Source organism: Curtobacterium sp. MCBA15_016, assembly GCF_001865105.1.
GTDB lineage: Bacteria > Actinomycetota > Actinomycetes > Actinomycetales > Microbacteriaceae > Curtobacterium.
Window position 1 is genome coordinate 38,264 of record NZ_MJGR01000024.1, and the last position, 11,118, is coordinate 49,381.

Annotated in this window: 12 protein-coding genes; 9 read left to right on the forward strand and 3 right to left on the reverse strand. The window is 68.7% G+C overall.

All coding sequences use genetic code 11. From position 1 onward, the window contains the following. Entirely contained in the window at nt 1-558 is a 558-nt protein-coding gene (locus tag BIV03_RS10665) for a hypothetical protein (RefSeq protein ID WP_139201938.1), read from the forward strand. Between the two features lie 310 nt (nt 559-868). Continuing rightward, the gene (locus BIV03_RS10670) at nt 869-1,585 is read left to right on the forward strand and encodes a hypothetical protein (protein ID WP_071295678.1); all 717 of its coding nucleotides are present in this window, start codon (nt 869-871) and stop codon (nt 1,583-1,585) included. Nucleotides 1,586-1,736: 151 nt separating this feature from the next. On the opposite strand, the gene BIV03_RS10675 is transcribed toward BIV03_RS10670, so the two are convergent. Next, nucleotides 1,737-2,162 (reverse strand): hypothetical protein, encoded by a 426-nt coding sequence (locus tag BIV03_RS10675; RefSeq protein WP_139201939.1) that lies wholly within the window; start codon nt 2,160-2,162, stop codon nt 1,737-1,739. Nucleotides 2,163-2,531: 369 nt separating this feature from the next. On the opposite strand from BIV03_RS10675, the gene BIV03_RS10680 reads away from it, so the two are divergent. Together BIV03_RS10680 and BIV03_RS10685 are read left to right on the forward strand one after the other, a co-directional pair. Next, on the forward strand, nt 2,532-3,275 hold the full coding sequence (locus tag BIV03_RS10680) for a hypothetical protein (RefSeq protein WP_139201940.1): 744 nt from the start codon (nt 2,532-2,534) through the stop codon (nt 3,273-3,275). A 32-nt stretch (nt 3,276-3,307) separates the two neighbouring features. Further along, complete coding sequence (locus BIV03_RS10685; protein ID WP_071295681.1) at nt 3,308-3,535, forward strand: PLDc N-terminal domain-containing protein; 228 nt, start codon at nt 3,308-3,310, stop codon at nt 3,533-3,535. A gap of 66 nt (nt 3,536-3,601) precedes the next feature. Here BIV03_RS10685 and BIV03_RS10690 read toward each other — a convergent pair whose 3' ends face one another. Further along, nucleotides 3,602-4,651 carry a methionine synthase gene (locus BIV03_RS10690; protein WP_071295682.1) on the reverse strand — a complete coding sequence of 350 codons (1,050 nt, stop codon included), beginning with the start codon at nt 4,649-4,651 and terminating at the stop codon, nt 3,602-3,604. Between the two features lie 20 nt (nt 4,652-4,671). Then, on the reverse strand, nt 4,672-5,631 hold the full coding sequence (locus BIV03_RS10695) for a putative oxygenase MesX (protein WP_071295683.1): 960 nt from the start codon (nt 5,629-5,631) through the stop codon (nt 4,672-4,674). Between the two features lie 75 nt (nt 5,632-5,706). Here BIV03_RS10695 and BIV03_RS10700 point away from each other — a divergent pair, with 75 nt between their 5' ends. The 5 genes from BIV03_RS10700 (at nt 5,707) to BIV03_RS10720 (ending at nt 11,083) form a co-directional block, all read left to right on the forward strand. Beyond that, nucleotides 5,707-6,651 carry a LysR family transcriptional regulator gene (locus tag BIV03_RS10700; protein WP_070417972.1) on the forward strand — a complete coding sequence of 315 codons (945 nt, stop codon included), beginning with the start codon at nt 5,707-5,709 and terminating at the stop codon, nt 6,649-6,651. Between the two features lie 133 nt (nt 6,652-6,784). Continuing rightward, nucleotides 6,785-8,686 carry an ABC transporter ATP-binding protein gene (locus BIV03_RS10705; RefSeq protein ID WP_071295684.1) on the forward strand — a complete coding sequence of 634 codons (1,902 nt, stop codon included), beginning with the start codon at nt 6,785-6,787 and terminating at the stop codon, nt 8,684-8,686. A 75-nt stretch (nt 8,687-8,761) separates the two neighbouring features. Further along, nucleotides 8,762-9,334, forward strand: a complete 573-nt coding sequence (locus BIV03_RS10710; RefSeq protein WP_071295745.1) for a DUF2510 domain-containing protein — start codon at nt 8,762-8,764, stop codon at nt 9,332-9,334. A 23-nt stretch (nt 9,335-9,357) separates the two neighbouring features. After that, nucleotides 9,358-9,849 (forward strand): GNAT family N-acetyltransferase, encoded by a 492-nt coding sequence (locus tag BIV03_RS10715; RefSeq protein ID WP_071295685.1) that lies wholly within the window; start codon nt 9,358-9,360, stop codon nt 9,847-9,849. 121 nt (nt 9,850-9,970) lie between these two features. Next, nucleotides 9,971-11,083 carry a GDSL-type esterase/lipase family protein gene (locus BIV03_RS10720; RefSeq protein WP_175475803.1) on the forward strand — a complete coding sequence of 371 codons (1,113 nt, stop codon included), beginning with the start codon at nt 9,971-9,973 and terminating at the stop codon, nt 11,081-11,083. Nucleotides 11,084-11,118 lie beyond the last annotated feature (35 nt).

Genomic DNA, 11,118 nt, shown 5'->3' on the forward strand with positions numbered 1-11,118 from the left:
GTGATCCACATCGTTCCGCGGCACATGCGGATGATGCTGCGTGACTACGAGCAGACGTGGAGCGGAGCGCGCACGAGCGCGGTGATCTCCGATCGCACCCGGGCCGTCCTGCGGCTCTACCTGACGCCGACGGTCCCGGCCGTGGTGTTCCTGTTCGTGCATGTGCGCCTTGGAACCGTCACCCCGTTCTTGACCTCGATGTCCGTGTTCACGGCGCTGCTGTTCGGCCTGTTGACGCTGATCTTCAACACCGCGGTCACGCTGCGGAAGGATGAGAAGTCACTTCAGAACGCCCATGGCCTCGCCGAGATCATCAAAGACATGCGCGCCATCGTGACTTACACGATCTTCGTCGCCTTGGCTCTGGTGATTACGCTCGCCGTCGGATCCGCGTTCACGGAACCGCTTGACCCGAACCCGAAGGTGCTCAACTCGCCGCAGGTTGTGTCGTGGTGGTGGACACCGGTCTACGTGTGGCTCGCGATCCATATGCTCCTCAACCTCGGCGACGTTCTGGTCCGGTTCCGCACCGCCTACAACTACCTCGCCCCGAGCTAGACCTCCTCAGCGGTCGGTCAGACCATGTCCGAGATCGTTGACACGAACTTCGGGTCGGCCAGCGTGGTCGTGTCGCCGATGTGGCGGTCCTCGGCCGCGGCGCGGAGCAGGCGGCGCACGATCTTGCCGGAGCGCGTGCGACCGCCCTCGCCTTCTGCGGAGCGGCTGCAACCGCCGCCGTCCTCTTCCTCGTGGCGAGCAGGGCTCGATAGCCCACCGGGGTTTGTGACAAATGGAGTATGGACGGACGGTGCCGCGGTGCCGCGGTGCGCGCGCTCGGGGTTGCGCGTCGTGGTCGTACGATTCATCCGTGGACGAGGACCGAAAAGATCAGATCGAAGACATCAGCAGCGCCGTGGTCGAGGCGGCTCTTTCACTTGTTCCGATCGTGGGCGGCCCGATTGCAGTTATAGCCAACAGGGCTCTGGGCTCGGCGGTGCAGCGCCGCCAAGCGCGCATCCTCGTCGAGTTGCGTGACGATCTGACCCGCCTGCAGCGGTCTGGATTGGTCGTCCTTGACGAAGGCCTCGCAGACTCGGAAGCCTTCCAGGCTGCGCTCCAGCGCACTATCCGTCAGCTCCTCGAGAGCGACTCCGACGACAAGCGCGCCCTCCTCCGCAAAGCCCTCCTCAACCGCATCGTTGGTATCGACGATCCCGACAGATTCGCTGATGCGCTCGAGCGGGTTCAAGCTCGCGATGCGGTCATGCTGCAGCTGATCGAACAGACCGCCTCGGACATGAAGGTCGCGGAGATGCAATCTCTCATCGAGGACGAAGGCGAATCTCGCGTGATCGAGCGCAAGCGGCGACTGATCGGGCTGAACCTGATCATCGACATCGCGAGCACTGACCCCAACGACGACGCTTTGCGGAAGCTCGGCAACCTCGACTGGGAGACGAGGGGCAGTGACCGCCGCCCTTACTGGACTTTCGCCACCGAACTCGGCCGCGAGTTCCTCGCGTTTGTTCACGACCCGCTGGACGCCACGCAGCCTGCAACGTCCGGTGCTGCTGCGCGGCGGTAGAGGCGTGCTCGCCCCCCGAACTGAACTCGGTGCCGGTGGGCGATGGTCTGTTGAGGCGCCGACCTACGCTCGACTCAAGACTTCCGAGGTCACAGCGGCTGGACTCGCCGAGGAGTGCTGAGAGGAAGCGAATGTCCTCGCTGTGGCACCGTTACGCCGGCGGCGTCGTCCCCGCACCCTCGGTGTCATCCGCACCCGCAGGCCCTGTCCCGGCCTGGTCGAGGTTCTCGTTCGGGTCGCCCATGTCCCCGGTCGCCGCGCCAGCTGCGGACAGCCCGAAGTGTTTGCGGACGGCATTCGCCTGAGCGAGGGACAGGGCGTGATCGGCGCCGAGGGAGGGCGCGCCCTGGATCGAGCTCTTCGCGTACCCGACGTGCAGATCCGTGCCGTCGAAGGTGGCGTCTTCGACCGGGACGATCGCTTGATGCCTCCCGAGCAGTCCCGTCGCGACGCTGACGTAGGCAGCACTGCCGTCCTCGTCGGAGGGGAACACCTGCGTCACCTTGCCGACCGTCGCGCCGTCGCGATCACGGACCGTCGCGCTCTCGACCTGATGGATGAGGCTCTTGGGGATCATGGCCACAGTCAACGCCGTGTGTCTGACGCTTCGCGGAGCACACTTCGGCTGCTCTCCGACGGGCGATCCAGCCCACGGACAAGGTCGATGCCGCCCAGGTCGACCGCAAGCGAGGACGTTGCCGACTGCTCCACGCTCCGCCTCATCACCGACATGTGAGCTGCGGCCCCGTCCGTCGCCCTCGAATCAGGGGAACAAAGGTGCCACCCGGCAACGGGCGAGCCCTCCCGTTGCCGAAGCCACGCGGCGTGGCACCTTCGTGCTCATTCGGGACTTGCGTATCTGATGTATCAAGTACTTGAATGGTGCTGTCGGCAATGCGGCCGGCGACGAGGCCGGCGCTGGCGCCGGAGGACGAGGGGAACGTTGATGAAGCATTCGACCAATGGGCGGATCGTCTCGATCGGCGCAGCGTGCGCTGTCGTGGCAGCATCTGTCATCGGAGCAGCCCCGGCCAACGCCGTGGTACTGGCGCCCGCCGCGAGCGATGAGGTCCCTCCGCGCACGCCGTCGGCAGTGTTGTCGGCCATCCGCGCTGAGCTGGCTGCTTCCGGGTCCTTCTCCGACGTTGCGTCCTTCGACCGCCTCAGCGCTGATCAGCGCCACGAGCTCGCGTCGTACTTCCTGGATCCAGCTGCAGCGTCGGCGGCAACGGCCGAGTCGGCCGAGAACGTCCTCGGCCCGACGACCGTTCGCACGAGCGGAGACTTCGAGTGGGGAGCTGCGCAAGAACCGTCGGAGGCCGTGTCTGATGAGGGCTCGATCGAGGCCAGGGCGTCGCGATCGTCCTGGGGGACGCAGTGGTTCGCCTTCGCTGGTATCCGGCTCACCGAGACCAAGGTCTCGATGTCGTACGAGTACAGCGGCACGACAGCGAAGAAGATGCTCGGCTACTCGTGCACCGTCGTCAGGAACGTCCAGCCCTTCACGGAGGTGAGAACCTCCAAGAGCAGCGGGTACGTCAGTGGCGGGCAGGCCACGGCGAAGTGCAAGGTCACTGTGAAGCGCGGGGTGCTGACTCCGTGGGGAACGATCGCCTGGAGCACCTACTCAGCGGTTCAGCGCCTCAGCGCGAAGGGCAACGGCGCGATCACCGCCAACCGCTGGGAGTGAACGAGGCTGCACGACGGACCGAGGAGGAAACCATGAACCCATTCGTCCCGACAGTGTTCGACGGCGCGCTGATGGCCCTGTCGGTCGTCGCACTGCTCCTGGCTCTCGCGGCCTTCATCTCCCTGTTGCTCGCCACGACGGCATCGGGCTGGCGTTTGCTCGCCTGGGCCCTCGTCATCCTCCTCGTCCCGATCGTCGGGCCGGCAACGTGGTTCGTCGCCCGGCGACGTGAGCGGTCGGTCACGCGCGGTCGGGGGTGACGCCAGGACCAGCGGGACCTGCGCAACGGACGGTCGTCGCGCCTCCAGGCCAAATCGAGAAAGCGTCTAGCGTCCTGACGGGACCGTGGCGCCGACGAGCTCGGCCCGCACGATGTCCGCACCAGCGGACAGCGCACTGAGCTTCCCGAGCGCCGCCCCGCGCGCCAGCGGCGCCATCCCACAGTTCGAACTCGGGATGAGCTTGTCCGCATCCACGAACTCGAGCGCCCGCCGCAGCACCTCAGCGACCTCGTCCGGGGTCTCGACGACCTCGGTCGCGACGTCGATCGCCCCGAGCATGACCTTCTTCCCCCGGATGAGCTCCACGAGGTCGAGGGGCACGTGCGAGTGGATGCACTCGAGCGACACGATGTCGATCGACGACTGCTGCAGCAGCGGGAACGACTGCTCGTACTGCCGCCACTCCGCCCCGAGCGTCTCCTTCCACTTGTTGTTCGCCTCGATGCCGTACCCGTAACAGATGTGCACGGCGGTCTCGGCGCGGAGGCCCTCGGTGGCGCGTTCGAGCGCGGCGACGCCCCAGTCCTGCACCTCGTCGTGGAACACGGTGAAGGCGGGCTCGTCGAACTGGATGATGTCGACGCCGGCGGCCTCGAGCTCCCGGGCTTCCTGGTTGAGGATCGTGGCGAACTCCCACGCCAGCTTCTCGCGAGACTTGTAGTGCTGGTCGGAGAGCGTGTCGATCATGGTCATCGGCCCGGGGAGCGCCCACTTGATCGGCCGGTCGGTCTGCGCGCGGAGGAACTTGGCGTCGTCGACGAACACCGGGGCGGGGCGACTCACTGCGCCGACGACCGTGGGGACGGCAGCGTCGTAGCGGTCGCGGATCCGGACGGTCTCCTTGCGCTCCTGGTCGATGCCGTCGAGGTGCTCGATGAACGTCGTGACGAAGTGCTGGCGGGTCTGCTCGCCGTCGCTGACGATGTCGATCCCGCGGTGCTCCTGCTCGTGCACGGCGGATCGGAGTGCGTCCTGCTTGCCCTCGGTCAGGGCGGCGCCGTCGAGCTGCCAGGGGGACCAGAGGCGCTCGGGCTCGGCGAGCCAGGACGGCTTCGGCAGGCTGCCGACGATCGCGGTGGGGAGGAGAGAACTCATGCGGGTGCGGGTCCAGACGGTCAGCGGGCGGGGACGGGTTCGGCAGCGAACTGCGAGAGGAGCGCGTGGTGTGGCGTCACGAGGTGCTCCTCGGTCCACCGGCCCTGGGTGATCCCGAGGCGGCTGCGCTCCTCGCGGTCGTAGGTGACCGGTGTGGGCGTGAAGTCGGTGTGGTCGAGGGTGGGGCGGTACGTGCTGCCGGCCGGGGTGTTCGCGGCGTAGATCTCCGGGCGGTAGATCTTCTGGAACGTCTCCATGGTGGCGATCGTGCCGATGAGCTGGAGGTCCGTGTAGTCCCCGGTCAGGTCGCCGCGCGTGTAGAACGCCAGCGGGGCCGACGCGCCGGCGGGCTGGAAGTACCGGACCCGCATGCCCATCCGGCCGAAGTAGTCGTCGGTGAGGGAGGAGTGCTCGTGCTCGTACTCGGCGCCGAGGACGGGGTGGACGTACCCGGTCCGGCGGTAGGTCTGGCTCGTCGAGACGCTGATGCAGACGACGGGCTCGGCGCTGAAGCCGTCGTGGAACGCCGACGACGAAAGGAACCGCTGGAAGAGGGCCCCGTGCAGCACACCGAAGTCGGACGGCAGGCCCGGCGCCGACGGCAGCAGCACCGAGAAGTCGTAGTCGCGCAGGTACGACGAGAAGTTGTTGCCGAGGATGCCGTGGTGGTGCTCGCCGGTGTGCTGGTCGACGATCGTGACGTCGAGCATCTCGAGCAGCGGGAACTCGGCGTCCGATCCACCGTCGGAGAACTGCAGTGCGGCCGAGACGATGTCGAGCTGCAGGCGGTAGCGATCACCGGCAGCCGAGAGCTCGTTCGCGCGCTCGTCGATCATCGCCAGCGCAGCACGGAGGTTCTCCTGCCGGCGCTCGCCGCGCGCCAGGTTGGCGAAGTTCGTGGTCAGCCGGGAGCTGTCCGACGGGGAGTAGTCCTCGTCGAACCGGGTCCGGGTGATGCTGAAGGTGATCTCGCTCGCCATGATGTGTCGATCATGGCGGGATCCCGAGGCCATCAGGTAATACCGAGACACTATGCGGCGGTATAGCCTCGGCCTATGGCACGGGTCTCGAACGACATCACCCTGCAGCAGCTCCGGTACTTCATCGAGGTCGCGACCGAGGGCTCGATGAGCGCTGCGGCCGATCTGCTCTACGTGTCGCAGCCGACCATGTCCGCGGCGATGAAGGACCTCGAGACACGGATCGGTCGCCCACTCTTCACCCGTTCGGCCCGGGGTGTCGTGCTCACCGTCGACGGCGTCGAGTTCCTCGGGTACGCCCGGCAGGTCGTCGAGCAGGTCTCCCTGCTCGAGCAGCGGTACGTCGGCAGGCAGGCATCGCGTCGGTTGCTCGGGGTGTCGGCGCAGCACTACTCGTTCGCCGTCGAGGCCTTCGTCCGGATGGTCGAAGCGGCGGCCGCGGACGAGTACGAGTTCTCGCTCCGCGAGACGCGCACCTGGGACATCATCGAGGACGTCCGCACCCTGCGGAGCGAGGTCGGCATCCTCTACCGCAACGACTTCAACAAGCAGGTCCTCGGGAAGCTGCTGCGGGACGCCGGTGTCGTGTTCACCCCGCTGTTCGTCGCCCAGCCGCACATCTTCGTGTCGCGGCGGAACCCGATCGCGTCGCGGGAGCGCGCGACCCTCGAGGACCTCGCCGACCTGCCCCGACTCACGTTCGACCAGGGCGCGAACAACTCCTTCTACCTGGCCGAGGAGATCCTGTCGACGATGTCGAGCAAGCGGGAGATCCGGGTCTCGGACCGGGCGACGATCTTCAACCTCATGATCGGCCTCGGTGGGTACACGATCTCGACGGGCCTCATCAGCGACGACCTCGACCCCGAGATCGTCGCCATCCCGCTCGACGTCGACGAACGCATCGAGATCGGGTGGATCGCCCACGCCTCGGTTCCCCTCACCGTCCAGGCGCAGGCGTACCTGGACGAGTTGCGAGCGGTGGTCACGAGTTACGGTGTCGAGCCGCTCGCGCGGTGACCAGCCTGGAGGCGCGACCCGCCTCCGTCAGGCGGGTCGCGCCTCCAGGCTCCCGCGACCGGCGCGGGGCGCGACGGACCGCCGTATCCTGGCTGCCGGCCCGCGTCGACTCCGCGGTGCGGAGGGAACTGCCATGAGCATGGAAGGCGCGGCCTGGAGCTCGCTCTACAAGATCTCCACCGCCAAGGACGGCAGGAACGGGTTCTCCCGCGAGTCGCTCCGGCGCATCATGACGTTCGCGACGCCGTACCGCGCCAAGCTCGTGGTCTTCATCGCGCTCTCGATCGTCGGCGCGTTCCTCGCGGTCGCGACTCCGGTGCTCGCCGGCCAGGTGGTCGACGTCATCGCCGCTCGTGGCGCGGTCGGCACGATCGTCTGGCTCGCGGTGGTCATCGCCGTCGTCGCCGTGGCCGACGCTGCCTCGTCGCTCGCGACCCGGTGGTACTCCGCCCGCATCGGTGAAGGGGTGATCCTCGACCTGCGGACGGCGGTGTTCGACCACGTGCAGAAGATGCCGATCGCCTTCTTCACCCGGACCCGGACGGGCGCGCTCGTCAGCCGCCTCAACAACGACGTGATCGGAGCGCAGCAGGCCTTCAGCGGCACGCTGTCCGGCGTGGTCACGAACCTCGTGGCGCTCGTCCTCACCCTCGCCGTGATGCTCAGCACGTCGTGGCTCGTGACGGTGATCGCGGTGCTCATGCTGCCGCTCTTCCTGGTGCCGGCTCGCCGCATGGGTGGTCGGCTCGCGGCCCTGCGTCGCGAGGCCGCCGACCACAACTCGGCGATGAGCACGCAGATGACCGAGCGCTTCTCCGCACCGGGAGCCACCCTCGTCAAGCTCTTCGGTCGGCCGGAGGAGGAGTCCGAGGAGTTCCGCGTCCGTGCGGCGCGCGTCCGGGACATCGGGGTGCGCACCGCGATGCTGCAGTTCGTCTTCGTCACGGCCCTGACGCTCGTCGCGGCCCTCGCCCTCGCGCTCGTGTACGGCCTCGGCGGGGTCCTCGCGCTCGGCGGCCAGCTGAACACGGGTGACGTGGTCACGCTCGCGCTCCTCCTCACCCGGCTGTACGTGCCGCTGACCAGCCTCGCGAACGCCCGGGTGGAGATCATGAGCGCGGTCGTCAGCTTCGAGCGGGTGTTCGAGGTCCTCGACCTGGAGCCGCTCATCCAGGAGAAGCCCGACGCGGTGACGGTGCCGGACGGGCCGGTCGCGGTGGAGTTCGACGACGTCCGGTTCGCTTACCCGTCCGCGGACCGGGTGTCGCTGGCGTCGCTGGAGGAGGTCTCCACGCTCGACACCCGGGGCGGGGACGAGGTGCTGCACGGCATCTCGTTCCGGATTGAGCCCGGGCAGACCGTCGCGCTCGTCGGGACCTCCGGCGCGGGCAAGTCCACGATCGCGCAGCTGCTCTCGCGGCTCTACGACGTCGACCAGGGCGCCGTCCGGCTCGCCGGCGAGGACGTCCGGGACGTGACCTTCGAGTCCCTCCGGCACACGATGGGCATGGTGACCCAGGACGGGCACCTGTTCCACGAGACCATCCGCTCGAACCTGCGGCTCGCCCGGCCGGACGCCTCTGACGACGAGGTGTGGGACGCGGTCCGCCGCGCGCGCCTCGAGACGCTGATCCGGTCCCTGCCGGACCAGCTCGACACGATGGTGGGGGAGCGCGGCTACCGGCTGTCCGGCGGGGAGCGGCAGCGGATGACGATCGCGAGGCTCCTGCTCGCCCAGCCGCGGGTGGTCATCCTCGACGAGGCCACGGCGGCCCTCGACTCCACCTCGGAGGCTGCGGTGCAGGCCGCGCTCAGCGAGGCGCTCGAGGGACGCACGGCGATGGTGATCGCGCACCGACTCTCCACCATCCGGAGCGCGGACCAGATCCTCGTCGTCGAGGACGGCTCGATCGTGGAGCGCGGGACGCACGAGGAGCTGCTCGCGGCGGGCGGGCGGTACGAGGAACTGCACCGGACGCAGTTCGCGGTGCAGAAGGACGTCGCTCCGGACGAGGTGGGTCCGGCGAGGGCGTAGGTGCACTCGGCCGCCGTGCTGCACTACGGTCGGGGCGGGGGTTCGATGCTCCCGCCGACCCCCGAGGAGCGCACCGTGTCGTCACCGACGCCGCCAGGCTGGTACCCCGACCCGTCCGGTCAACACGCCACCCGGTGGTGGGACGGCACCCAGTGGACCGTGCAGGTCGGCCCGCCGCCCGCGCAGCTGCCCCGCCAGCGGCTTCCCGAGCACGTGCCGACGGACACCGTGTTCGTCTGGGTCCTCGCGCTGCTCCCGCTGCTCTCCCTCCCCGTCACCTTCCTCTACGAGCCGCAGGTCCGGTACGGCGTCGGTCCGGGAGGCGTCCGGACGGTCGACCCGACCTCGATCTACACCGCCGGGTACTTCCTGCTGCAGGCGTTCTCCGTGCTCCTGTACGCCGCGAACGTCGTGCTCGCGTTCTTCGACCACCGGGCACTCGGGCGGCGGGGCGTCGTCCGGCCGTTCTCGTGGCCGTGGGCGTTCCTGTCGCCGATCGTCTACGTCATCGGCCGGTACGTCGTCGTCCGCAAGGTCGCACCCGGACGGCCCATCTGGCCGCTGTGGATCAGCATCGCCGTCGTCGTCATCGGCATCATCGTCGGGATCGGTCGGGCCGTCGCGGTGTTCCAGCAGCTGCTCTCGTAGTCGTCACCGGACGAGGACGAGTCGTGCCCTGCACACGAGCGACGAGCGACGACCTGGACGAGTTGCGGACGTTCCTGCTCGAGGCCGACCTGACGGTCGCCGGCCTCGACTCGCTGGCCGTGCAGATCTGGCTCGAACGCGGACCCGAGGGCGGGATCATCGGCAGCACCGGATTCGAGCTCAGCGCGGACGGCGCGCACGCCCTGATCCGGAGCGTCGCGGTGTCCGGCTCGATGCGGGCGTCCGGGGCCGGTACGCGGCTCGCGTGCTTCGCGCTGGCTGAAGCGGCTCGAGCGGGCGCGGGTCGAGCGTGGTTGTTCTCGCGGCGGTCGGGGCCCTTCTGGCAGAAGCTCGGCTTCACTCCGGCAGACCGCGACGTGCTCGCTTCCGTCCTGCCCGGAACGCAACAGGTGCGCCTCTTCACGTCGACCGGGCAGCTCGGACGCGAGGTCGCGTGGTCACGCGAGCTCGTCAGTGGCGACGCCTCGTTCCGGGTCCGCGAGCGGGGCGCGTAGCATTGCCCGACCCGGCGCTCGGTCGCGGTCCACATCCCAACGCACGGGAGGCAACGTGAACGGTCCACTGCGGAGCACTGTTCGTGGACGGCGTCGAGGGGGAGCCCGGGTCGTGGCCGGCGTGGCCGTCGCACTCCTGGCGACCGTCGTCTCGGGGTGCTCCACGCAGACGGCCCCGAAGGCCGCCGATCCCCTCGCCACCTGGAACGCGGCCGTGGCCGACCGGGCCGACGAACCCGCGAACTGGGTCGCCCTGGGGGACTCGATCACCGAGGGGCAGGGCGCCTCCGCCCGCTCCACCCGGTGGATGGACCTCACGCTCGACGGGCTCCGCACGGAGCACCCGACGGACGGTGTCACCGGTGGCGCCGGGTACCTCCCGGCACAGTTCGCCGTGTACGGGCCGGACTCGACGTGGGGTGACTGGGCGACCGCGAGCACGGGGTCGAGCCAGTTCGACGCCACCGCACCCGACCTCGGTTACCGATCGGTCGCGATGCAGGCAGGCGCTTCGCGGACCTACGCCTTCACGGGCACCGGGATCGACATCTGGTGGGCGCGCTACCCCGGGTCCGGTGACTTCACCTACAGCGTCGACGGAGCCGCACCGGAGATCGTCGCCACGACGGGGTCCGCCAGCACCGGCACGACGACGACGGTGGACGGGTTGTCGAGCGGGGAGCACACGGTGACCGTCACCGCTGTCTCGCCGTTCTCCCTGCTGGGGTTCACGATCTTCGACGGCGATCGGGGCAAGGGCATCCACCGCTACGACTCCGCCCACTCCGGAGCGACGATCGCGACCTTCACCGAGGACCAGGAGGGGTTCCTGACAGCGATGCGTCGTGCTGCTCCGGACCTCGTCACGATCACGCTGGGTGGCAACGACGCGTCGAAGCTCACCCCCGAGGAACTCGGGACGCAGTACGTGGCGTTCCTGAAGGCCCTCGCGGCGCTCCCCACGAAGCCCTCGCTGCTCGTGATCGGTGAGTTCGACCCGGCCTCGAGCATGACGGACGGCATGGCGAGCCCGTGGTCGACCTACCTCGCCGAGATCGAGAACGCCGCAGCGAAGGGTGGCGCCGCCTTCGTCGGCATGGCGGACACGTTCCCGCAGGCCGACCACTCCGGCACGGGGATCTACTCGACGGACGGCATCCACCCGAACGACTCCGGCCAACGGCGGATCGCGAAGCTCGTGCTCGCCACCCTGGCTGCGCACGAGGACGACTGACGGACTGGAGGCGCGGTGCCAGCTGGCACCGCGCC